The sequence below is a fragment of the Micromonospora sp. I033 genome, assembly GCF_053890995.1.
The window spans coordinates 1-23,036 of the sequence record NZ_JBSSLX010000014.1; the positions used below are offsets into that span (position 1 = coordinate 1).

The 23,036-nt window shown below is 66.9% G+C and carries 21 protein-coding genes, 2 tRNA genes and 1 other RNA gene; 11 read left to right on the forward strand and 13 right to left on the reverse strand.

Translation table 11 applies throughout. From position 1 onward, the window contains the following. Positions 1–1,161, reverse strand: a 1,161-nt coding sequence (locus ACW0Q9_RS04350; protein ID WP_456178569.1) for a DNA polymerase III subunit gamma and tau, incomplete at its 3' end; no start/stop codon positions are given. A gap of 107 nt (positions 1,162–1,268) precedes the next feature. Beyond that, an RNA gene (gene ffs / locus ACW0Q9_RS04355) (signal recognition particle sRNA small type) lies at positions 1,269–1,359 on the reverse strand. Positions 1,360–1,441: 82 nt separating this feature from the next. Between ffs and ACW0Q9_RS04360 the strand changes: the two genes are divergently transcribed. The 3 genes from ACW0Q9_RS04360 (at position 1,442) to ACW0Q9_RS04370 (ending at position 3,181) form a co-directional block, all read left to right on the forward strand. After that, positions 1,442–1,526, forward strand: a tRNA-Ser gene (locus ACW0Q9_RS04360). Positions 1,527–1,770: 244 nt separating this feature from the next. After that, positions 1,771–2,181, forward strand: a complete 411-nt coding sequence (locus ACW0Q9_RS04365) for a VOC family protein (protein ID WP_456178570.1) — start codon at positions 1,771–1,773, stop codon at positions 2,179–2,181. Between the two features lie 256 nt (positions 2,182–2,437). Continuing rightward, on the forward strand, positions 2,438–3,181 hold the full coding sequence (locus ACW0Q9_RS04370) for an SDR family NAD(P)-dependent oxidoreductase (RefSeq protein ID WP_456178571.1): 744 nt from the start codon (positions 2,438–2,440) through the stop codon (positions 3,179–3,181). A gap of 58 nt (positions 3,182–3,239) precedes the next feature. Here ACW0Q9_RS04370 and ACW0Q9_RS04375 read toward each other — a convergent pair whose 3' ends face one another. Next, positions 3,240–4,562, reverse strand: a complete 1,323-nt coding sequence (locus ACW0Q9_RS04375) for an MFS transporter (RefSeq protein WP_456178572.1) — start codon at positions 4,560–4,562, stop codon at positions 3,240–3,242. A gap of 96 nt (positions 4,563–4,658) precedes the next feature. On the opposite strand from ACW0Q9_RS04375, the gene ACW0Q9_RS04380 reads away from it, so the two are divergent. The 4 genes from ACW0Q9_RS04380 to ACW0Q9_RS04395 all read left to right on the forward strand — a co-directional run bounded on the left by ACW0Q9_RS04380 (position 4,659) and on the right by ACW0Q9_RS04395 (position 7,971). Further along, positions 4,659–5,180, forward strand: coding sequence for a helix-turn-helix domain-containing protein (locus tag ACW0Q9_RS04380; protein ID WP_456178574.1), 522 nt, complete (start codon positions 4,659–4,661; stop codon positions 5,178–5,180). 52 nt (positions 5,181–5,232) lie between these two features. Beyond that, positions 5,233–5,883, forward strand: a complete 651-nt coding sequence (locus ACW0Q9_RS04385; RefSeq protein ID WP_456178575.1) for a hypothetical protein — start codon at positions 5,233–5,235, stop codon at positions 5,881–5,883. Between the two features lie 32 nt (positions 5,884–5,915). Beyond that, positions 5,916–6,410, forward strand: a complete 495-nt coding sequence (locus tag ACW0Q9_RS04390; RefSeq protein ID WP_456178625.1) for a hypothetical protein — start codon at positions 5,916–5,918, stop codon at positions 6,408–6,410. Positions 6,411–6,576: 166 nt separating this feature from the next. Next, on the forward strand, positions 6,577–7,971 hold the full coding sequence (locus ACW0Q9_RS04395) for a PKD domain-containing protein (RefSeq protein ID WP_456178577.1): 1,395 nt from the start codon (positions 6,577–6,579) through the stop codon (positions 7,969–7,971). Between the two features lie 77 nt (positions 7,972–8,048). Here the strand turns inward: ACW0Q9_RS04395 and ACW0Q9_RS04400 are convergent. The 3 genes from ACW0Q9_RS04400 to ACW0Q9_RS04410 form a co-directional block, all read right to left on the reverse strand. Next, positions 8,049–8,171: transfer RNA gene (locus ACW0Q9_RS04400), tRNA-OTHER, on the reverse strand. 64 nt (positions 8,172–8,235) lie between these two features. Then, positions 8,236–8,676: a hypothetical protein gene (locus ACW0Q9_RS04405; protein ID WP_456178578.1), complete on the reverse strand. Its 441-nt coding sequence runs from the start codon at positions 8,674–8,676 to the stop codon at positions 8,236–8,238. Between the two features lie 125 nt (positions 8,677–8,801). Beyond that, positions 8,802–9,470, reverse strand: coding sequence for a helix-turn-helix domain-containing protein (locus tag ACW0Q9_RS04410; RefSeq protein ID WP_456178580.1), 669 nt, complete (start codon positions 9,468–9,470; stop codon positions 8,802–8,804). A gap of 121 nt (positions 9,471–9,591) precedes the next feature. Between ACW0Q9_RS04410 and ACW0Q9_RS04415 the strand changes: the two genes are divergently transcribed. Continuing rightward, entirely contained in the window at positions 9,592–9,831 is a 240-nt protein-coding gene (locus ACW0Q9_RS04415) for a hypothetical protein (RefSeq protein WP_456178581.1), read from the forward strand. A 1,343-nt stretch (positions 9,832–11,174) separates the two neighbouring features. Here the strand turns inward: ACW0Q9_RS04415 and ACW0Q9_RS04420 are convergent. From ACW0Q9_RS04420 to ACW0Q9_RS04450, 7 genes are all read right to left on the reverse strand, one after another. Continuing rightward, positions 11,175–11,384 carry a hypothetical protein gene (locus ACW0Q9_RS04420; protein ID WP_456178582.1) on the reverse strand — a complete coding sequence of 70 codons (210 nt, stop codon included), beginning with the start codon at positions 11,382–11,384 and terminating at the stop codon, positions 11,175–11,177. A gap of 256 nt (positions 11,385–11,640) precedes the next feature. Further along, a complete protein-coding gene (locus tag ACW0Q9_RS04425; protein ID WP_456178583.1) occupies positions 11,641–12,015 on the reverse strand; it encodes a hypothetical protein in 375 nt (124 codons plus the stop codon). Positions 12,016–12,017: 2 nt separating this feature from the next. Then, positions 12,018–13,991: an AAA family ATPase gene (locus tag ACW0Q9_RS04430; protein WP_456178584.1), complete on the reverse strand. Its 1,974-nt coding sequence runs from the start codon at positions 13,989–13,991 to the stop codon at positions 12,018–12,020. After that, positions 13,988–14,251, reverse strand: coding sequence for a hypothetical protein (locus tag ACW0Q9_RS04435; protein ID WP_456178585.1), 264 nt, complete (start codon positions 14,249–14,251; stop codon positions 13,988–13,990). The genes ACW0Q9_RS04430 and ACW0Q9_RS04435 overlap by 4 nt, the downstream gene beginning before the upstream one ends. Positions 14,252–14,253: 2 nt before the next feature. Then, a complete protein-coding gene (locus tag ACW0Q9_RS04440) occupies positions 14,254–16,305 on the reverse strand; it encodes a DEAD/DEAH box helicase family protein (RefSeq protein WP_456178587.1) in 2,052 nt (683 codons plus the stop codon). 264 nt (positions 16,306–16,569) lie between these two features. Further along, on the reverse strand, positions 16,570–18,414 hold the full coding sequence (locus ACW0Q9_RS04445; RefSeq protein ID WP_456178589.1) for an ATP-binding protein: 1,845 nt from the start codon (positions 18,412–18,414) through the stop codon (positions 16,570–16,572). After that, a complete protein-coding gene (locus ACW0Q9_RS04450; RefSeq protein ID WP_456178591.1) occupies positions 18,411–19,019 on the reverse strand; it encodes a sigma-70 family RNA polymerase sigma factor in 609 nt (202 codons plus the stop codon). Before ACW0Q9_RS04450 ends, ACW0Q9_RS04445 begins: the two co-directional genes overlap by 4 nt. Positions 19,020–19,511: 492 nt before the next feature. Here ACW0Q9_RS04450 and ACW0Q9_RS04455 point away from each other — a divergent pair, with 492 nt between their 5' ends. The 3 genes from ACW0Q9_RS04455 to ACW0Q9_RS04465 are packed head-to-tail and all read left to right on the forward strand — an operon-like array spanning position 19,512 to position 22,713. Then, on the forward strand, positions 19,512–20,396 hold the full coding sequence (locus tag ACW0Q9_RS04455; RefSeq protein ID WP_456178592.1) for a ParB/RepB/Spo0J family partition protein: 885 nt from the start codon (positions 19,512–19,514) through the stop codon (positions 20,394–20,396). Positions 20,397–20,425: 29 nt separating this feature from the next. Then, a complete protein-coding gene (locus tag ACW0Q9_RS04460) occupies positions 20,426–21,349 on the forward strand; it encodes a ParB/RepB/Spo0J family partition protein (protein ID WP_456178593.1) in 924 nt (307 codons plus the stop codon). Then, the gene (locus ACW0Q9_RS04465; RefSeq protein ID WP_456178595.1) at positions 21,346–22,713 is read left to right on the forward strand and encodes a DNA methyltransferase; all 1,368 of its coding nucleotides are present in this window, start codon (positions 21,346–21,348) and stop codon (positions 22,711–22,713) included. Before ACW0Q9_RS04460 ends, ACW0Q9_RS04465 begins: the two co-directional genes overlap by 4 nt. Positions 22,714–23,036 lie beyond the last annotated feature (323 nt).

Here is a 23,036-nt window from a genome sequence, read left to right on the forward strand (position 1 = left end):
CAGGGTGAGCCGGCGCTCCATCCGCTCCAGGCGCTGGAGCAGGCCACCGGCCGAGTCGTCCACGCCGGGCAGCAGCATCCGCGCGCAGATCAGCTCCAGCAGCAGCCGGGGCGCCGTGGTGCCACGCATCTCCACCAGGCCGTTGTGCACGATGTCGGCGCAGCGGGACAGGGTGCCCGGGCCGAGCCGCTGGGCCTGGGCGGCCATCCGCTCGATCTGGTCGTCCGGGCCGTCGATCAGGCCCCTGGCGGCGGCGTCCGGCACCTGCTGCATGACGATCAGGTCGCGCAGCCGCTCCAACAGGTCGGACGCGAACCGGCGCAGGTCGTGGCCGGCCTCGGCGACCCGGTCGACGGTGGCGTACGCGGCGGCGCCGTCCCCGGCGGCCAGCGCGTCGCACATCTCGTCGATCAGCGCGGAGTCGGTGACGCCGAGCAGCGCGGCGGCCCGGGCGTAGCTGACCCCCTCCGGCCCGGCGCCGGCGATGAGCTGGTCGAGCACGGAGAGGCTGTCCCGCATGCTGCCGCCGCCGGCGCGGACCACCAGCGGGAAGACCGCCGGCTCGACGGTGACCCCCTCCGCCTCGCAGAGCTGCTCCAGATAGGGACGGACAACCTTCGGCGGGAACAGCCGGAACGGGTAGTGGTGGGTCCGCGACTTGATCGTGCCGAGCACCTTCTCGGGCTCGGTGGTGGCGAAGATGAACTTGACGTACTCCGGGGGCTCCTCGACCAGCTTGAGCAGGGCGTTGAAGCCGGCCGACGAGACCATGTGCGCCTCGTCGATGATATAGATCTTGAAGCGGCTGCGGGCCGGCGCGAAGAACGCCTTCTCCCGCAGCTCACGGGCGTCGTCGACGCCACCGTGGCTGGCCGCGTCGATCTCGATCACGTCGATCGAGCCGGCTCCGTCGGTCGCCAGCGAACGGCAGGACTCGCACTGCCCGCACGGCTCCGGGGTGGGGCCCTGCTCGCAGTTGAGGGAGCGGGCCAGGATCCGGGCGCTCGAGGTCTTGCCGCAGCCCCGAGGGCCGGAGAAGAGGTACGCGTGGTTCAGCCGGCCGGTGCGCAACGCCTGCGACAACGGCTCGGTAACGTGCTCCTGACCGATGAACTCGGCGAACGTACGGGGCCGGTACTTGCGGTATAGGGCCAGTGCCACCCGTCCCGCCTCCTCTCGACCGAGCCATTCTGCGCCGGTCGGCCCCGGGTGACCACCCACCACCCCGTGACCTGACCCGCAGGGACGTTACCGGCACCCGGAGACAGAAAGGCCCCCCGTGCACCCGTCAGAGCCCGCTTATCCTTGCTGCCTTCCGGCCCTGGGGAGGTTCACGAGATGCACGCCGCACGGGGGGTGCCGCCAAGCCTACCCGACCCGGGGTGGATCTTCAGGGGGTGGTGGGGTGGCCCGCCCGTCGGAGACCTGTATTCTGGCTCGCGGAGGATTCGCCTAGAGGCCTAGGGCGCACGCTTGGAAAGCGTGTTGGGTTAACACCCTCACGAGTTCGAATCTCGTATCCTCCGCTCTTCCGAGCAGGAAACGACAGGGCCGGCCCCCACGAGGACCGGCCCTGAGTCGTCTCTACGATCGCTCTCGTCTCAGTTGTCGTCTCACTTGCCGTGTTCCGGCTCATCTGGCTGCTCGTGACCGGCCTCTCCCGCCCTACGCGGGGGGTCCTGTTCCTTTCGGTACCGGCAACCACGAGGACATGCACGCCGGCGAACTGGAGAGACTCCGGCTTATTTGATCTTGTGGCAAGATCGCCGGATGCTGCGACTCACCGATTTCATCATCGACTGCCCGGACACGATGGCGCTGGCAGCCTTCTATTCAGAGGTGACGGGTCGCCCGGTCAAGGAGGGCAGCCACGAGAACTGGGCCGGTATCCGGTTCGGCGAGATCGAGCTGGCCTTCATCCGGGTGGAGGACTACCGCGCCCCGCAGTGGCCCGACAGCGAGCACCCCAAGCAGTTCCATCTCGACTTCGAAGTCGACGACATCGAGGCCGAACAGAGCCGTGTCCTGGCCCTCGGCGCGACCCTGCAGCAGGACTCCATCGGCCCCGACGGCTACGGCTGGCGCGTCTACACCGACCCCGTCGGCCACGCGTTCTGCCTCTGCCGCAACAAGGGTGTCACCTGGACCGACCAGGGCCCCGTCTGGACCAAGAGCGAGTAGCGCTGCCGTCCGCACTCATCCGGTCGACCATCGACCCGGCGGAGGCTCAGCGGTGAAGTCGTAGGTCACCTCCTGCCCTGTGAGCGCCCAGACGGGGCAGACGTCCCTCCTAGCCGATGAGCGGTCGACACGGTTCGGCTCCGGACGCCGCAAAGGCAGGGGTCGTGGCCCACCGGTCCGCGGCAAGCTCAGGGCCCGCGGACGCGGCGTCTGATCGCCGCCAGACTCCCCGCCCGACGCCGACCAGGCTTGTGGCATGAACGGAGTTCTGGACGGAAAAGTGGCATTGGTGACGGGCGGCAGCCGGGGTATCGGGGCGGCAGTGGCCCTGCGGCTGGCCCGGGAGGGCGCCGACGTGGCGCTGACCTACGAGCGGCGCGCCGACCGGGCGGCCGAGCTGGTGGAGCAGATCAAGGCGGTCGGACGGCGCGCCCTGGCGGTGCCGGCGGACAGCGCGGACCCGGCGGCGGCGCGCGCGGCGGTCGACCGGGTCGCCGGGGAGCTGGGCCGGCTGGACGTGCTGGTGAACAACGCCGCGGTGTTCCCCATGGGCCCGGTGACGGAGCTGGGTCGGGACGAGGTCGAGCGGACCATCGCGGTCAACGTCCGGGCGCCGTTCGTGTTCGCCCAGGCGGCGGTCCGGCACCTCACCGAGGGCGGCCGGATCGTGAACATCGGCAGCAACGTGGGCGAGCGCGCCGTCTTCCCCGGCCTCGCCCTCTACTCGATGAGCAAGACGGCCCTGCTCGGCCTGACCCGGGGCCTGGCCCGGGAGCTGGGCGGCCGGGGGATCACCGTGAACCTGGTCAACCCCGGGCCGACCGACACCGACGCGAACCCGGCGGACGGGCCGAACGCGGAGGCGATCCGGGGCTTCACCGCGCTGGGCCGCTACGCCGCGCCGGCCGAGATCGCCGCCGTCGTCGCCTTCCTGGCCGGCCCGGACGGCGGGTACGTGACCGGCGCGACGATCAACGCGGACGGCGGCTTCACCAGCTGACCGGCGCCGTGGCAGGGGGCCGGCTCCACCCCGGGCCGGCCCCTTCCCGGGTACGCCGTCAACCCCGCTCCGCCGTCCCGGCGGCCGGGGCGGCGGTCCGCGGGGTGGCCGGTGCCGGTGCGGCCTCCTCCCCGGTGAGCGGCGGCGTGGCCGGGGTCGGCGCGGCCTGGTGGTCGGTCGACGGCGCGGCCGGTGCGCCGGGACGCGGGCCGCCGCGCAGCACCCAGCCGGCGAGCAGCAGCGCGCCGGCCGCCGCGGCCCACAGGACGACCCGGTGGTCGACCAGCTCCAGCAGACCGGCGCCGGCCAGGACGGCAAGCGTGCCGGGACCGAAGGTCAGCGTGTTCACGGTCGCGGAGACCCGCCCGACCAGCGCGTTCGGCGTCTCCCGCTGCACCGCCGTCCACACGGTGATCAGCACCAGGGGCGCCCCGACGCCGACCGTCAGGGTGCCGGCGACGACCGGAACGAGGCCGGGCGCGGCCCGCAACGCCAGGCCGGCGGCCAGGAGCGCGACCGCCACCGCGGTCACCCGCCGGTCGCCGAGCCGGCGCAGCAGGGTCCCCGCAGCCAGGCCGCCGACCAGTGATCCGACACCCTGCACCGTGCCGAGCACGCCGTTGAACTCCGGCGGCCGGTGCAGGCCGGCGTCCACCACGGCGTACGCGAGGGCGCCGTTGATCCCGATCAGCAGCATGGCGGCCCCGGTGCCGGCGACAAGGTGCCGCAGGGCCGCGTGCCGGCGCAGGTGGCCCAGCCCCTCGGCGAGCTGGCGGGCCCACGGCTCGGGCGGGGGTGGCGGCGCCTCGCGTACCCGGATCAGGGCGAGCAGCAGGGCGGCGAGGGCGAAGGTGGCGGCGTCGAGCAGCACCACCGGGTGCCCGCCGTACGCGGCGAACAGGCCGGCGCCGGCCAGCGGGGCGACCAGCTTCATGCCCTCGTTGACCGTCATCCGCAGCCCGTTGAAGTCGCCGAGCAGCTCCCCGGGGACCACGGCCGGCACCAGCGCCGCCTCGGCCGAGTCGATCAGCACGAAGCTGACCCCGTACGCGATCATCACGGCGAAGATCAGCCCGACCCGGGTGGCCGAGTCGACCAGCAGCAGCACCGGCAGCAAGGCGGCCATGGCCAGGTGCAGGGCGGTCAGCAGCGGCCGGCGGCGGAACCGGTCGGCCAGCACCCCGATCAGCGGGGCGACCAGCGTGGGCCCCCAGGTGCCGAGGGTGACCAGCCCGGCCAGGCTGCTCGACCCGGTGAGGTCCTTCACCCAGATCCCGGCCACCAGGAGCATGGCCGCCGTGCCGAAGCCGGACACCAGCACGGCGGCCAGGTAGCGGCCGGCGTCGCGGTTGCCCAGCACCCTGGTCGTACCCCAGCTCATGGCACCTCCCCCGTGCGGTGCGATTCTGTCCACACCCGACCCCCAAGTCAATGCTTGGGGGTAAGCGCGACGAGAGGGTGCGGTTCAATGGCGGCCGTGAGCACCACCGACCCGCGCCTGCGCGCGCTGGCCCACCCGGTACGACTGCGCATGCTCTCGCTGCTGTGGAGCGCGCCGCTCTCCGCCGCCGCGCTCGCCCGGGAGCTGGCCATCTCGCACGCCCTCGCCAGCCAGCACCTGCGCAAGCTGGACGCCGCCGGCCTGGTGGAGCTGGCCGACGTGCGGGCGCGGCGCGGCGGCCGGGAACGCCGCTACCGGGCGGTACGCGGGCCCTGGCTCACCGAGCAGCAGGAGGGGCAGCCGCTGCTCGCCGAGGCGCTCGCCCGCAACCTGCTCGACCGGGTGGCCCACCGCGCCCCGGGAACGTCCGGGGTCAGCACCGACGCGGAGCTGTGGGTCTCCCCCGACGCCTGGGCGGCGGCGCGCCGGCGGCTGCACGCGATCATGACCGAGCTGCACGACGCCGCCCAACCGCCGCACGCGCCCGGTACGGTCCGGGTTGGCGCCACCCTCATGGCCTTCGAGATGACCGACCCGCCGCCGGCAGCCCAGGGCTGACCGCCGTCGTACACATGTTCCATCCACAGCCTGTGGACGCCGAGAGGATCGGATGAGTTACCAGCTCAGCGCGGTCGTGGCCGACGTCGAGCTGCTCCGCGAGCAGACCGCCGACCTGGATCACGCGGTGCTCGCCGCCCTCCGGCAGGACTTCGCGCTGCTGCCGGTCACCCCGCAGCTCGTCGAGGAGTTGACCGGCCGGCTGCCGGACTTCGCCAACGGGGAGCCCTCGGCGGACCAGCCGTTCCAGCTCGTCCTCTCGCCCGCCCCGGTCGACGGCAACGACAGGCCCGCCGAGCCGGCGTTGTCGCAGCTGCTGGCCCGCTGGTCCCGGCGGGGACCGGTGGCGTACCTGGAGGCGGAGTTCGCCGGCGGGCTGGGCCACCAGGCCGCGGCTGTCTGGCTGGGCGGCGAGCTGAGCTGGGGGCCCTGCTTCGACGACCGGCTGGACCGGCCGCGCGCCGAGTGGCCGATCAACGCGGCGCTGGCCCGGCTGGGCGCCGAGCCGGGGCCGTGGATCGACCCGTTCGCCGAGCTGGGCCTGCACCTGGAGCGGGACACGGCCGGCTGGCTGGCGCACGGGCGGCGCGGGCTCTCCGCGGACTACTGGGACGAGCTGGCCGAGGAGTGGGAACTGCGGCAATCCGACCAGCACCAGCAACCTCATCGCCCCGGTCCCGTTGGGGACTGGGGGATTGCATGAAACTGCGACAATTCGGATTCATCGCCGCACTGATGACAGCCGCCTCGATCGCCGGCAGCGGCGTCCGTCCACAGGGGCCGGACGTGCCGGCCCGGCCGGTCGGGGCCGCCGAGGTGGTCGGCCTCGACGGATTGGGCGACGTCGAGTTCGGTGCCACCGAGGAGGACCTGACCCGGCGTGGCGTGCTGCGCACCGACGAGGACGCGTGCGGGCCCACGCTGGCCGGCCACGGCTCGGTCAGCCCGATCTTCGTCGACGACCGGCTCGTCCTGCTCTGGCTCGACGACCCGATGAGCACCCCCGAGGGGATCACCGTCGGCACGCCGGTCGACGCGGTGCACGCCGCGTACCCGTCGGTGCTCGACCTCGACGCTCCGCAGGAGATGCAGCGGTTCGACGGGCTGCTCGCCCGCAACGGCGACCGGGCGTACCTCTTCCTGCACGACGGCACCACGGTCCGGAAGATCATCGCCGGGTACGCGGACTGGGCCCGCCGCCTCTTCGACGAGGGCTACGGCCCCTGCTGACCACGCCGGCCCCCTGCCTCCTTAACCGGAACTCATGGTTCTCTTAGCGACGCCGCTGGATCCGTCGCCATACCGTCGGCCGGTCACATCCACAAGGGACACGGGGCCCGGGAGGAATCCAGTGGTCAGACGCCATGCCGCACGACTCGTCGTCGCTCTCGCAGGAGTGATCGCTCTGCTCGCCGCCGGGCAGACCGCGGCCTTCGCCGCGCCGACGAACGACGACTACTCCGCCGCCATCGCGGTGGAGACCATCCCCTTCACCACCACCATCGACACCAGCGGCGCCACGACGGGACCGACCGACCCGCCCGTCTGCTCCAACAAGGGGTCGGTCTGGTTCACCGTCACGCCGGAACGGGACGGCCTCCTGCAGGCCGACACGATCGGCAGCGACTACGACACCGTGCTCTCCGCATGGACCGGCGAGCCGGGGGCGTTCACCCAGCGGGCCTGCAACGACGACTACCAGGGCCAGCAGTCGAGGGTCGCCTTCCCGGTCACCGCCGGGACCACCTACCACTTCATGGTCGGTGTCTGCTGCGGCAACGACGGGGTGGGCGGCGGGTCGCTCCGGTTCTCGGTCAGCTACGTCCCGCCGCCGCCGAACGACAACTTCGCCGACGCGATCGCCGTCACCGGGCTGCCCTACTCGAACACCCAGCCCTACGAGGCCGCCACCCGGGAGGCGGGCGAGCGGTCGGTCTGCGCCTCCTCGCAGCACACCACCTGGTACTCGTACACCCCGACGGCCACCGTGTCGGTCGTCGCCCGGACGAACCCGATGTACGCCGGCATCAACGTGTACGTCGGCTCCTCGCTCGGCGGCCTGTCCTACATCCGCTGCACCGGCCTCTACGACTACCGCTCGCTGACCTTCGTGGCGGAAGCCGGCCGGACGTACCTGTTCCAGGTGAGCGGGGACGGCAACGCCTCGCACGCCTTCCAGCTGGTGGAGGCCCCCGATCCCGTCGCCAACTTCTCCTACCACCGGAGCGATCCCAACTCGTTCGACATCGTCGCGTTCTCCCAGACCGCCTACGATCCGGCCGACGCGGGCATCGAGTTCTACACCTGGGACCTCGGCGACGGCACGACCTCGACGGAGGCGAACCCGGTCCACCGTTACCCCGCGGACGGTGACTACCCGGTCCGGTTGACGGTGGAAACGCCGGACGGGCGCCGCGACTCGATCAGCCGGGTCGTCGAGGTGCGTACCCATGACGTGGCGATCGTGCGGGTGAAGGTGCCGACGAGTGCCCGGGTGGGGCAGACCGTCCCGGTCGAGGTCCACGTCCAGAACACCCGGTACGAGGAGAACGTCCAGGTGGACCTCTACAAGAGCATCCCGGGGGACTACGCCCATCTCGGGGCGGTGAAACAGCTGGTCGCGGTCAGGGAGACGGGGAGGACCACCCGCTTCGCGTTCACCTACACCGTGACCGCCGACGACCTGGCCCTCGGGAAGCTCACCTTCCGGGCGGTCGCGGACCTGAGCCCGAACCGGGATGCGATCCCGGCGGACAACGAGCTGCTCTCCACACCGATCAAGATCATGTGAGTGCGGGACGCTCCCGAACCACGCAGCGCCCGGACGGTCCTCACGGACTGCCGGGCGCTGCGCCTTTTCCGAGGCGGTGGCGGCGGGATTTGAACCCGCGGCGGGCGTAAACCCTCACACGCTTTCGAGGTCTGCGACCACGCGTTCAGACTGGTCCGGCATGGCACATGAACAGCGGTTCCGCTGTCCGTTGGACTGCCATGGACGACCGCGTACGGCAGCGAATGAGACCGCAGTTGAGACCGACGCGCCCCCAAGGGGATCTCAATACGCCCACCTGTCGTATCCGGGTGGGAACTGGCCGCGGAGCAGGCTGATGAAGGTACGGCTGCATGCCAGCAGTCGGCCGGTTGGCAGGTCCGCATTGAAGGACTCCTGCTCGCCGCCGGCGTCGAAGGAGTTTGCGAGATCCTTCGGGATGGCGGGAGACCAGGCGCCCAGTCGCCCCAGGACCTGCTCCGAAAGGTCAAGCGCAAGCGCAACGCGATCGGGCTCCGCTCCGAGATGGTTATCCGGGCATGACGGTACGCATCCCATAAGCTCTGCCGTGGCCTGTGTCTCCCAGTCAGTCTGGGCGCCGGCGAGCCACGCGGGAGCCTCGGAGATCCCCTTGGTTTCCTGCGCCAGGAGGTACAGCCACACTTCTGCCTGATAATCGCGGACCCAGAAACCCGTTCCGCGGTAATCCATGTTCGAGCTGCCCACCCCGACAGTAGATCATCCAGTAGCGAGGTGAGCCCTGGGACTCGAACGCTTTGGCTGCTTGCTTGGCTGCTCTCCTGGTGCCGGTCATGCGGTTTGATGCGACGGCGCCGGCGGGAACACAACGCTCACGATCCGCTGCTTGCTCGACCCGGGTAGCCGAGTTCGTCCTCAAGTGTCTCGCGGATCCTGCGGAGCGTGCTGTCGTCAGCTTGTGCAAGCAGAGAAACCACCACACCGAGCTCGACCGCGCGACTAGCGGATGGCCGGTCATGGGCCCGCCGCTTCGGTTGGTCCGGGTCTACCTGCCTATCCACCTCGTCCGGAGGGCCGCCGACTGCGATGCGCCGCGCCTCGCGGATCCGGTGGTCCCGGACTACCTGCCAATCCACCTCGTCCAGACCGCCGAGTGCGATGCGCCGCGCCTCGCGGATCCGGCTTATGAACTGGACGAGGACCGGATCATCATTCATCGGGTCGATGACGATCAGGTGCGGCCGGTAACCACCAGGCTGGACAGGTTCGACTTCACCGTCCGCACCGTACGCATCCAGGAACTTCGGCACTTGCCCGAGGGCAGGGGTGCGCTTGCCAACTTCGATCAGGCGCAGGTACTCGGAGGAGAACCCGAGTTTGGCCGCCGCATCCGCGCGGGACATGCCAGCCTTCCATCGCAGACGTTCTAGCAGCTCCCCGAATAGGCGGTTGTCTGATTCCCGCCCTGGCCCGACGGTTAGGTCGTAGCCAGGCCAGAAAGCCTGCCGGTGGGCGTCCAACTGCCTGTCGCCATCGTCCACGCCTTCACCGTACACCAACAACTAGATTTTTTGTTGGGAGTAGTTGCGAGACGCCCGCTCCCTGCCCTACGCTCCAACTACTGGCAACACGGCCAGCCACCTTTGTTGGAAAGGGTTGGAGATGGGGACTGACATGTGCCACTGCGGGAACGACGACGCCGTGCCCGCTGAACGCGCCAAGCCGACGGGCGGGATCTACTCGCTGCCGGTCGTCGGGAATGCCGCCGCGGGAGTTCGCCAGCTCTACGACGACATGGCCCCGTCGGACACCGACCGGACCGAGCAGCGAGTCGCCAAGGAGGTACTCCGCTGGTCCTCGGCGGTCGCCGGGGCGGCGGCTGTTGCGGTGATCGTGCTGTGAGCCGGCCCGGTCGGCATGGACGGGGTGCCGACGAAATCGCGCTGCCTAGCGACCGAACTCAGATCTGTTCGAAGTCGACCTGGCGTGCCGAGCCCTGGGCTGGTCGGCGAGGTGCTGGCGACGGGTGGTGCCACTTGGTCGCCCGGTCGAGTTCGCAACCGCATGACACACCGCGCTACCAACGCGAAGGGCACCTGGCCATCGGTCAGGCGCCCTTCCGCAATCTCCATCTGGGTGCCCACGAATTCGGGGACCAGTTTGGCCGCATCAATGCGGCGTGCCGAAGGGCGGCGCTCTGGGTGCAGGGGTGTCGACCGACGCACGAGCACTGGAATACCGAAGGCATCAGGAGCAGCGATGGGCACGCCGTGCGCACCGGGCGGCGGCAATACCCCATTAACTTGCCACAGTCAGTCGAGCTTGGACAGAGGCTGGCCTGCGCGGACTGCCGGCGCAGGACTATTCGCTTACAAGGCGTTTGCAACACGACACACACTGTGCCCGGTTGGAGCCACGCAACCGCCTGATCAGAGAGCGCCTTGGCCAAGGCATCTGCTGCCTTCTTGCTGCCTTGGCCGGCCCGGCCCGCCTACGGTCACAGGTCTGCCCTGCTCGAACTGGTCGTGGGTTAGCGGCGGCGTCGCGGTGACTCGCCTGCCATCAGCCCTGCCGATGGTGCCGCTTTCGGATAGGCGGCAACCAGCGGGTGGCTTCTCACTGCGCCAGATATCAGCGATTGGAACGGGCTGTTGGCTGTCCTAAGATAGACACGGCCCGGGAAGACGTTGATGGCGGTGTCAACATCAGGCGTCCGTCCCCAGATGCTCGCGGACTTCGTGCTCCACTTGGTGGCTCAGAAGGGATCATGATGTCGGTCGACTCTCAGGATGGGCACCCGTCTCTCGCCTCGCTCGAAGATGAGTTTGATTCCGCGTGCGCTGCTGCAGTTGAGGAGTGCAAGAGGCTTACACCCCCGTACTACCCCCACGCCTGGTTGGGCATGGTAACCAAGCTCCGCGCTGCGGAAGCAGCGCGTCGGCTTGTGGTCAGTGGTGACATTCAGACGGGGTTTGAGCGGCTTGTTCAGGCGGGACGCCCAGAACTGACTATCGAATGGGCCCTCCTCAACCCTCGGTGGGACCCACTCTTCAACGACCAGCATCGCGAGGCTGCCCGCTGGCGGCTCCGCCAAGCAGGGATCAACCCGCCGCGCTGACCTGGACTCCTCAGGCTCGTCCCAGAGTCGCGGAAGTTGCGAGCATGGCCTCGTCGTCCGGCCCTTCGGCGCGATCTAGCCGGGTGCGGGCTGTTGCTTTCGCCGCGGGTCCCACACATCCTCGCAGCTACTCGGCGTCTTCAATCGCGCGGATTAGCTCCTCCAGCCGGATCTTGATCCCGTTGCCATCCCGTGTGCGGCCCTTCATCCATTCCACTGTGGCTTTGCCAATCCGGAGATCCCCCACGTGCTTGCCCTGGTTGTCGGCGATCTTCAGCACGATCCCCTTGTTGCCGAGCGTGATCGACACATCGTCCAACTTGAGCTTGACTTCCATCTGGCGCCCCTCCCCATCTGCTTGCTCGTGAGCGTAGCGGGGCAAGTGAGGGTTCTCAGCCCCTCGCCGGCCGGCCCATGGTCCGGCTGGATCATCCTGTTACGAGTCCTGCTGCTAGCGGCAGCCCTGATGAATCGTCCCGCCGTCCCGAGTCTGGACAGTCAACAGCACTGACGGACGGCCGTCGGCAGAGCAGGACCGCGCTCATCTGGCTAGACATCCAGAAGCTCGGGTCATGGGCGCGATGGCCAGTCGGCTACTCAGACACGCTGGCCATAATGTCCGCGAGGCTCTCGTTGCCTTCGAGCCGGCGGGCGATCTCCCTCACGCCGAGCTCGGCTAGTTTCTCCGCCGTGGCGAATGGGCGGTGCGTTTCGCCGATGCCAAGGATGTCGATGAGGTCGCGGATGCTGCTTCCACTCTCCAATGTGCCGAGCGCGTTGAACTTTGTGTTGTAGCCGCCTGGCGGGGCATCTGCCGGATCAAGGCCAGCCGCCACAGCGTACGAGATTGCGAATCGGTACGCGTCCGTCTGATTCGCGAACCGCCGGTCTGCGACCAGTACCTGGATGGCCTCGTCGCCCTTGGCGGTCAGACCGATCTGCTGCTTATCTTCCTGATCCTTTCCCACGGCTACTGAGTCCTCTCGATCGTGGCCATTTCGGGATCATCGCTCGGCCGGTAGATCCTGTACTCGTGCCCGATTCGGTTGCCCATAATGTCCCGAGCCTGCTCCTCTGTGAGCTCGCCTGACTGCACGAGCAAGATCGCCTGGTTGCCCAGCTCTGGCACCCAGGTCTTTAGGACGTTGGCACGGTGCTCTAGGTCAAGACGCGCCAGCGGGCTGTCCAGGACCACGGGGCCGCCCCGTACGGCGGCTCGCTTGAGCGCACCAATCAACGAGAGGGCGACGAGCTGCTTACCGCCCTCACTGGTCTTCATGGCCTCACCCCACTGACCGACAAGGTCAACCCTGTAGTCGCGGCTGATGCGGAGCCCCTGGTAGGCCTGTGGATCGCGGACCAGGGTTACGAACATGTCGCTGGCAGCCTTTTCCACCTCAGCCCGCGTCCGCTCCTGGTAGCGCTCAATCGTCCGCGTCAGCAGCGTGCGCACGTACTCGAAGAAGAACGCCTCGGCTGCAACCTCTGGCTGGGCGCCGCCCCCAAGGCGCCGCAGAATGCCGGCGAGCTTGTCCTGCTGCTTGTTGATCTCGTCCTGTTTTGGCTTTTGGTTCCTGAGGATCTGCCCATATCGCTCGATCGCTGCTTCGAGCCGATCCTGCTCTTCACCAAGTTGACGGACCGTGGCCGCATCGTTGTCCTTCAGGCGATCCTTCAAACCGTTGAGCCTGCGGTTGCGTTCGAACTGGGTAGCGACAACCTTGTTGAGCTGCTCCTGCTTCTGCTGGTACGCCTTGGCACTCGTCGTATCGATCAGCTCCCGGATCCGCCGCTCAAGGCGGAGATCTGGCCCGTCGCCTGCCGATTCCTTCAACCGCTTCAGCTCGGCTTCGGCCTCCGCCAAATCCATTTGGGTCGACTCGTCCGGCGGCGGCAGTTCCTGCTGACAGGCCGGACAGATTCCACCCTGGATCTGCTTTCGCAGCACGTCGACGCGATCACGGGCGACCTGGATTGCCTTCTGCTGCTGCTGGGCCGCGTCGTTCTTCGCCACAACTCGCTGCAAGGCCCCGTTGAGCTTGCCGGCGGCAGGTGCGAGCCAGCCGGTTGTGAGCAACCGTCGCATGTCCTCCCGGAGCTGCTCCTCCTCCTGCTTTCCGCCCGCGATCAGGACTTCCAACCCCTCCATCTCACGAGCATCGGCCTTCAGCTCTTCGACTCCCGCAATGCGCTCCTTGACGTCTTCCAGAGCTGACTTGGCTTTGCTGAGCGCGTCCTCGATCTCTTTTCGGTCTTTGTCCAAGCTCTCCTGCTTAGACTTCAACTCGCGGATTTGCTTGCGCGCATTCTCGACGTCTTTCTTGTTCTTAAGCGCCTTAGCCTGCCTCTGAAGTGCGTGCTCGGTCAAAGTCGCAACGTCCCGCTCGGCCAGTTGCAACGCCGGGATCCCGAGTACGTTATCGATGCTGTCTCGGAGGAGGTCTCGCTCACGGTCCGTGTTCAGTCGGTCGTAGAAGTCCTTGAGCAGCTCACCATCGAACAGAAAGAACTCGGAGATTTGCGGGTGCAGCAGACGGCCGATCTCCGCGTCGATTGAAGCCTGCTGAATCACCGTTGAGTCCACACGAAGATCGGCGGATAGCTTCGGCGGTCCGCCTTCGAACCTCGCAGTGCGCACGAGCCGGTACTTGTGCCCATTTGCTGTGAACTGCATGCACACCTGCATGTCAGTCTCGCCGTCTCTCGACGCCGGGCGGTTCATGTACTCGGACAGATGCCGAGCGGCTTGGGCGGGCGTACTCCCCGATTCAGGGCTCCCGTACAAACACCACCGCAGCGCCCGGAACAGGCTGGTCTTGCCAAGTGTGTTCTCGCCGTGGATCACGACGATGGGGGCGCTGGAATCAGTCTCTAGGTTAAGCGTGTCAATCTCACGGTATGGACCGAAATTCTTGAGGCTGACGCTCTCGAATCGCAGGCTCATTCGGACAACTCCACCCGGTCGAGGATTCGCTGGCTGACGTGCTCCTGGAGCGCTCTGAGGTCGCGCTTGAACTTGGTCCGGTCATCGTCGAACTGGTGGCGCCAGGCAAGAGCAATCAGCTGCTGGTAGTCCTCCGGCTCGAACGCGCCAGCCGCCGTGCCGAACTGCTTGACTACGTCGGGATCGGCGGCCACCTCGTTAAGGGCCGCCAAGGCGCCTTCCCGGCCATGGCCGGCCTCGTCGTTCTCGGGTTGGGACATCTTCAGTCGCTTTCTTCTTCGTAGTCGATCCAGTCAGGCAACGTGACCGGGTCTCGGCTGAGGGAAACGACCACCTTGAGCCGCTCTCTGGCTGCGGTATTTCGTGCCAACCGCACGAACTCCAGGGCCCGCATGGCTTCACTCTTGGTGAGTGCTCCGCCGATCTGATCGACAAGCATGAGGTCGTGAACCTCTGCGCTGACCTTATTCGTACCAGGGGCCTGACGGAGGACGCGCCCGCGTCGCTGGATGTACTCGCGTTCCACGGTCGAGCTAGCGAGGATGAGCGCGTGGTCGGTAACCGGGATGTCGATGCCTTCATCGAGGCAGCGGATTGCAATGACGATGCCGCCGTACTCGCCAAGGCTGCGGATGACTGCGTCGCGGTCGCTTGTCATCTCGGAGTAGAACTCAAGGGCAGGAAGCCCGGCGGCGAGACACTCCTTGGTGAGCGCCTTTAGCTGCTTCACGTCATCGCAGTAGACAAGCCAGCGATCGCCGGCCTGGTACTCCCGCTGTAGGATGTCGGCTGCCATTGGCACCTTGCCGCGAGCCTGCTTTAGGACGCGCGCGCGTCGGATCAGAAGCATCTGGAGCGGGCTGTTGGCGTCGTTGACCGAGACGCCTTGGCTGACCATCTGTCCGATCCGCTTAGTGAGGTGCTCGTACTGCTCAATCTCGTCGTCGTCTAGCCGCAGTTCGTGGAGGCGGTAGTCGTACGGGACGAGCAGGCCGAGCATCAGCGCTTCGGCCAGGCCGATCACTGGCATCAACACAGGTCCGAAGAAGTCCATCAGCCGGTTCGTGCCGTCCTCATCGAACTGCCTGCGGAAGGTGGCGCTCAGGCCGAGGGTGGCGCCGCACTTTGTCTGCTCTAGCGCATTCAGCACGCGTTGGCTGCCTGCCCGGTGCATTTCATCAGCAACGATCAGCAAGTGATCGCCGCTCTTGAGCCGACGGTGGAAATCGTTACTGGCGAAGGTTTGATTAGTCGCCACCACGATCCGGCGATGGTGAGCCGAATTGCCTGGCGAGCTGAAGACAGGCAGCAACTGCTGCCAGGCGGCCTTGTCGCTGCCTGCTCCTGCGGGCAGGATCTGCGCGTCTGGAAGCTCAAGCTCGATTTCACGTATCCACTGGGCGTGCAGGTCGCGGCCCGGCGTCAAAATTACCGCGGCGCCGCCACGGCTGGTCCAGCGTTTGACGCCCTCGATGGCGGTTAGCGTCTTACCGGCACCGGTGGCGAAGTTGACGATGCCATGGTGGTCCTTCGCCTCCCAGTCCTCGAGCACCAATCGCTGGTGGTCCATGAGCGGTCGCCCGGTCGGCTGAGCCTGGCGGCCCAACCGACGCGACCGGACGGCGTTGATGGCGTGGTCCAGGTCGTCATCGGCGATCGCGACGAGTTGCTCGCGGGTGACTTGGTCCAGGTGCGCGATGCGTACACCCGGCTCTTGGCCCCGCCACAGCCGCCGGAAGCTGTCGGCGTGATCGCGGGTGCGGAGCAGTTCCGGCTCGTTCTTCCAGCTGCAGAACACCTCGAAGGACTCATGGTTGAGGCCCCACGCCCGCCACGTCTCGTTGGCGCTGCCGACGAAGCTGACGCGCTTGCCCTCCGCGTCCTCGAAGATGCCCAGCTTGTCATGGAAGATGCCGCTCGGGTTGTCAGTGAAGGCGATGCGCACGTCTACGATGTCATTGGCGATCAGGGTTGCCAGCAGTCGGGTGGCCGGTACCGCCTCTGGACGCGTCAGCAGCATCTGCAGGTCGGCGCGGACGGTTGACTGGGCGCGGCGGCCGATCTCGTCGGCCTCTTTCATTGCGGCGAAGTCCTCGGGCGTGAGGGCAGGCGAACAGATCAGCCGCATGCGGCCACCTCGCCGAACGAAGTCGGAGAAGGCCAGGGCAACCACGTGGTACAGCGTGCTGCTGAAGTACCCCACCGCCCGGTCGTAGAGCAGAGCCTCCTGGAGGCACGGCACGTAGAAGTCATCGAGCAACATGTCGCGGCCCGATCGGTACGCAGGGCCGAGGCCCAGGTCCCGCAGCGTCAACGCTGCCCCTCCCCTCCGAGGCGTCGCACGTAGGCTATGTCACCGATGCCTCGGGCTGGCGAATCCAAAAATGATCACAGCCTTCTACGCCGGGCGCAACGTGAGCCATGTCCATCAGCCCTAGGTCTTGTCAGACGTACGGTCTACATTCCAGTTGCCTTCGGCAAGATCGATCTGTCTTGCCGCGACTGGACCCTCCTGAAGGTTGAGACCACCCGTCCCTAGGAGCGCCGCGGCGAGTGGCGCAGCGCTCCTAGGGACGTCTCAAGCGGCAGCGGCGGTTGCATCGACGTTTTCGTCCGGCTGCTCCTCCTCGCGGATGGTCGAGTCCCCGGCGCCCTCCTCGGAAAGATAGGTGTCGAGGATGTCGAGTGCGGTCTCCAACCGAGTGGACCACTCGGAGCGCTCCGAGACGTAGAACCGCGCACGGTCCTCGACGCTCTCCACCTCGCACGACCCGATGACGAACAGCAGTACCTCGATAGCGGCCCGCAGTCGAGGCGTGGCGTCCTGGCCCTTGTAAACGCGGGTGTAGAAGCGGTGTGTGGTGTTGAGCCACACCACACGCGCTCCACCCAGCTGCTCGACTCGGTAGAAGGGGGCACCCGGGCTGGACTCCTCCTTGACAACGTACGGCCGCTCGGTCGTCTCAGCTTGAAGCTCCTTCACGACCTCGATCTTTGGGCGGCCGGTCTCTTCGGCCACCTTCTCGGCCTGGCGCTCAAGGTTCTCGTTGCCGCGCTGCTGCAGACGCTCCCGGTCGGAGGGCGAAGTCTTAGAAAACTTCTCCGCCTCCACCATGGTCTTCTCGGACGGCGTCGGTGCCTTGGAGGGGCCGCTGCCGCGCAGCTTCGCCTTCTCTTTGTCGTAACGATTACGCATCTGCTGCACGGCCTCGATGAGCCCGTGCTCCTTGAGCTTGTCCCACATGCGGTCCGAGATGACCACGGACTGCTTGCTGGTGGTGATCGAGAACTCTTCGTCGAGGGACGGCGGGAAGTCCAGTTCGACGCCCACGTAGCGGTCGTCGTTGTTGAAGTACAGGACGCCACGCTTGGACCCCACCACATCGATTTGACGGTGGTTGCGCATCACGATGATGCCGTTGTTGTCCGCACGGATCCGGAAGCGCTGGTTGTTCTTGCCGCGCTCCTTTGTCTTGTCCACCTGACCGAATCTGGGCGGCATGTATGAATAGCGCAGGACGACGGGGCACTCAACGCCCTCGGAATTCTTGACCGTGAAGCGGGCCTCCGGCAGCGCCTCAGCGCGCTGGGAGTCCTCGTCGTAATAGAGCGCACCGGGCGTGAGGAACAGCGGGTCGATGGGCTTGATCTGGGTGCCGTCGACGAAGATGTCGAGGTTGCGCAGGTAGTCGCGGTACGTGACGGCGAAGTGGGGCACGAGATTCTGCTTCAGGCCGAGCGCTGTCGTCCAGGTGAGCCGGTCGAGCTTCTCGATGAGCACGACCGTGCCGCTGGACGGCTCGAAGTTGAGATCCTTGAGCCGGGCCGCGAGCGCCGGGGGGAGCGGCGTGACCTTGCCCTCCGGGATGACGATACGGTGGCCGTCGTTGTACTTGCCCTCGCTCATGTCGTCGAGGTCGAGCGTGACGCTCGAATACTCGGATGCCGTTCCAGTCTTGGAGAAGACGGTGAAGCGGCGCCCCTGGCTGACGGCCGAGCTAGGCAACCCGTAGCCGTAGCGGCCGAAGCCGTTACGGTCGTTCTCGCGGTGCGTGCCACCCCATGCCATGGCCAGGCGGATCATGTCCGACTCCATGCCGTGGCCGTCATCGGCGACTGCAATCCAGGTTGGCTTCTTCCCTGCCGTGTCCCACAGAACGTGGATGTTGCGGGCTCCCGCCTGGTCGGCGTTGTCGATCTGCTCGTCCAGGGCGGTACCCGTGTGCTTGTATCCCAGGTCCCGGATACCCCGGATGAAGGCCACCGTGTGGGCAATGCCGAAGTCGTGACCGTCCCGCTTGAGGCTCTCGACGAAGTTGCGCTGCGCGAGGAGATCGGGGTCGGCGGAGAGGCTGCTCGATGTCATGACGGGCTCCAGGAAGTCGATGTCGAACGGGGTCTGTTGGTAACGGTCGGCGCTCACGCTGCTACCGCCGCGGGGTGCGTGGCGGAGGTGGCGGTGGCAGTGCCGGTGAGGCGGCCCTCGGCCAGCGCTCTGTCGTGGCGCCGCTGGGCCGACTGGGGCCGCATCCCGATCTCACGGGCGATCTGCGTGACGGGGATGTCCTGCCAGTACCGGCGGAAGATGATGTACCGGGTCGTGGGGTCGAGGCCCTGGACGAACCGCCGGACGGACTGTGCCGTCAAGGGGTCGATCTCGGGCTCGGGCGCCGCCGGGGCGTCGTAGGGGGTCAGGTCCTCGACCGGGATGTCGAAGCCGAGGCCCTTGTTCTTACGCACGTCGCGGTCGGTGCGGACGACGTGCCGCGCGGCCCCCACAAGGTAGGGCCACATGTATCCGTGGAACGGCACACCGGCGGCGGCCGAGTACGAGCCGGCCCGGCGGCAGAACTCCTCACGGACGGCCTGCTCCACGTCCTCGAGGTCCTGGGCCTTGGGCTTCGCGGCCAAGGCAGCCCGGCGGATAAGCGTCTCGTCCTCCGGCGTCAGCGTGTTCGCGCCGAGCACCGGCAGACTGGTGTTGCGGTGGAGGGAGGGGGGGATGACGGACTTGAGCCCATTGGCCATGACGACCTCCTGCGTAAGCGCCCGGGGGCGCGGGAGGGAGGTCGGCTTCGCCGAGACGAAGTACGGGCCATCTGAGTCCGCCAACTCTTCGCAGCCTTTGCGACCACGTTGTGAGAGGACCTCCAGTGTCTCCGCCTACAGAGTGCCAGGCGGCTCCGCAAAAAGCAGCTGCGATAGCGGGCGGGCGGCAATCTGGGTCGCGAACGCACACGGAGCACCTGAAAGAGGGCAGAGCGTGCGAAAACCGCGAACTGGTCATGGTCTCGACACCGTGAGCCGCATCGCGGTGCCGTCGCCCAGGTCGCACTTCAGGCTCAGCCCCACTCATGATGGATGATGTCGGAGCCAGCGAATCTTCAATCGGCAGCGGTACATCGACAGCCATTGGCGCAGGCCAGAGATCGGCCGACTCTCGTCTTGCCCACCGGGCCGCCGCCCTGGGAGGGTCTGTCGTACCCCAGTGGTGAAATCACAGTTGTGTAAGTTGGAGAGGTGACGGACGTGGTGGAAAACGCCCCCTCGGGGCGCGGCGATCTTGAGTTCCGGCCCTCGGTGGAGGCCCGGGAGCCGCGCACACGACGCGGGGTGAAGCAGCCGCGCATCCAGGCGATCCCAGTGGCCAAGATCCGCCCGGAGGACGGTCTGGGACGTAAACGCGACCGAGAAGGTCACCGCGAGTTGCGCCAGTCCATCGAGCAGTTCGGCGTGCTCACCCCGGTGACCGTCCGGGTCGCGCCGGACGACTCCGGCGACTATCTCCTCATCAAGGGCCAGGGCCGCACGCTGGCTTGCCGTCTCCTGGGCATCGAGAAGATCCCCGCGATAGTGGTGGATGCCGAGTTCGGGGAGTACGAGAAGGTCCAGCAGTTCCTCGTTGAGAACGTGGCTCGGCTGCGGATGCGCCCCATCGACCGGGCGGTGCTTATCGCCCGAGCCCGCCAAGATGGCGAGGAAACGGCGAGCGTGGCTAGGCGCTTCGGCGTCACCCCAGCGACGGTGCGGCGGCTAGAGAGCCAGCTTGAGGGCGCCAGCAATCGTGAGGTGGCCGCCCTGCAGGATGGCAACGTCAACTTGGCACTGCACGCGGTGATCGCGAGGTACATGGGTCCCGACGAGCGGTCGGACGCCGTCAGCGCCATCGCTGGGTTCAAGCTGAAGACGAGGGAGCTCGAAGTGCTGTTCGAGGCGCTCGGCTGGAAGGACTTGGTTCATCTGGGGCCGGAGCACCGCTTGGCTCGATTGAAGTTGTTGGCTTGGGCTTGCGCCACGCTGCACCGGCTGCCGGCCGGATCCATCGAAGCGCGGCTGGGTCAGCTGGGCGCGGAGCTGCCGATTGAATTCGGCGGCCCGACCCCGCGACGGGCGGTGGCGAGTTGAAGCTTGTTGCCCTGCCACCGGATGAGCTGATGCTCAGTGACGAGCTGCGGCGATCGGGGAGTTCTAAGCAGTTTGAAGATCGGCTAAGGGCGTCCATCGAGGAGATCGGCCTGGCCGAGCCGCTTAAGGTGGCGCACCTCCCTACCGGCAATTACCTGGTGGTTGACGGCACCATGCGGCTGCGGGCCATCCAGGCAATTCGGCAGGACTACCCGGAGCGGTTCGAAACCGTGCCGGCCTACCTCACCGACTACGAACGTCGGTTCGAGATCCGGTACCAGACGGACATCTACCAGGACCTGCTACCCAGCCAACTGGCGTCACTTGTTGAGCACCTGCACCAGTCCGCTCGGGTGAAAAAGGCCGACATTGCACGGTACCTTGGAGTGTCGCCGGCAACGCTCCGTAACTACACCGGCTTGTGGCGTCTCGTACAGCGCGGCGGCCTGTTTGCCAGGATCGTCGAGCTCATGGACGCGCAGGTCTTCCCGGCCTCCAACCCGTACGCTTGGCTGCGGCTGACGGCCGGCGGCCTGCAGCACGTGTTGACGCAGAGCTTTTGCGAAAACGGCGAGACTCCGGACGAATGGATCGACCGCACGATTGTGGCGGCCCGGCACGGCAGCGTTCAGCGGGTACCGACGGCCGTGGTGGAGTCCGCGACCGGCGATCTAAATCCTGAGCACTACCGGGAAGTCGAAGACCTGCGGCTCGTCAAGAAAGATCTGGGGCTGCGGCGGCACATGAACCTGACGCTGCCGGAGATGCCGGAGCCGAAGGCTCCTGAGCCGGAGATTGCCGAGCCTCCGCAATACGGGTCCGGTGCGCCAGCCAAGGCGCAGCCTCGGCGCAGCACGGTGGTGGCACGACGACACCTGTCCCGGGTAGCCCGTGAGTCGTCCGAACTGGTTCTGCAAGCGGCGGCCCGTTCCCTAGCGGAGTACCTGACATGACCACTGCATCCTTGGACTGGTCTGAAGATGCATTCTTCGAAGCACCTGAGGCCAAGCCACTCGATGGTGGTACCACCTCGCGGGGGCACCTGTGGCACATCGCGCCCCAACGGTGGGGCCACTCGATGCACACCATGTGCTCGTATCACGGCATGTTCCCGGCCAAGCTCGCGCACTACTTTATCCAGCGGTATACCCGGCCCGGGGACGTTGTACTCGACCCTTTCAGCGGCCGCGGCACCGTGGCACTGCAGGCCCGAGCTGAGGGCCGGCGGTCGATCAGCAATGACCTTAGCCCGCTCGCCTACATTCTGACGCATGCCAAGGCGAAGGCCCCAGACTACGAGACGGTGCTGGAGTACCTCGGGCAAATGGAGAAGCGCTACCGGCAGTCCAAGAGCCGGCCGGTGGCGGTTTCAGCAGACATCGAGATGCTTTACCACCCCACAACCTTGCGGCAGCTGGTTTTCCTTCGCGAGGAGCTGCATAGAAAGCCTTTCACCGAGTGGACGGCTGCGGAGACAGTGATCGCGGGCTCCCTGGCAGGAATCATGCATGGCTCATTCCGTCGTGACGGTACGTCGCAGTATCTGAGCATTAGCATGCCCAACACGTTCAGCATGTCGCCCTCCTATGTGGAGAAATTCATTCGCGAGAAGGGGCTGGTTAAGCCACCACAGGATGTGTTCGAACGTCTGCGCGAGAAGCTTGCCCGCATCTACCTGGACGCGGTAGACGGACCTGAAGGCCAGGTTTTCCATGAGGACGCTGCCCAACTCATGTCGAGTGACAGCATCCGAGCCAAGAGTGTGGATCTTGTGGTGACGTCGCCGCCATATCTCCAGGTCGTCAACTACGGTACGGCGAACTGGATTCGGCTGTGGCTTTTGGGAATTGAGGAAGTGGGCCGAGAACGGGGCGCCGGACGCCGCAACCTCGACAAGACGCTCGATCACCGCCACACCTACGACTCATACCGCGAGTTCATGACGCGGACCATCCAAGGCGTAGAACGAGTCCTTAAGCCCAACGGCGTGGCTGCGATCGTGATTGGTGATGTAGCCAATCCCGGCAAGGAGACCATCCAGCTGGCAAGCAAGATTTGGGCAGACGTCAGCAGTGAGACGACGCTGAGGTTGGTCGAGACCATCGACGACTTCATCGATATTGACAGGAAGGTCAGCCGGATCTGGAAGGACACTAAGGGACAGGCCACGGCAACTGACTCAGTGCTCGTACTGACACACGCCAAAGGCAAGCCCTGGGACGGCCCGGAAGAGATCGACTGGGACGAGCCTTACAAGGACGGCGGCCCTGACGCTGCTCATCAGCGTGTAAACGCAGGTCGGCACCGACACCAGTAAACGGGGAGATCTGACCAGCGAAGAACGCGAAGAGTCGGCGGCGACCCTGCGGTGAGAAAAGCACCGCCTGGGCGTTGAGAATGGGATCTTGCGTCGGGCAGCGGCCCGCACTGCGTGGAAAATCTGGCCGCCATTCAGACCGCTGTGTCAAGCGGAGCTTGACACACGGACGGACGTTGCGGGAACAGACTGAGTCGGCTCTCGTGTCGCGGACCGCGCCCCCGACGGACGCCGCCACCGTGGCGCAGTTGACCTAACCTCGCCCGCCGCGGACCCGGCTCCCGGGGTCGAATCTCGCCACCGGCGGCCACCCCTCCCCTCCC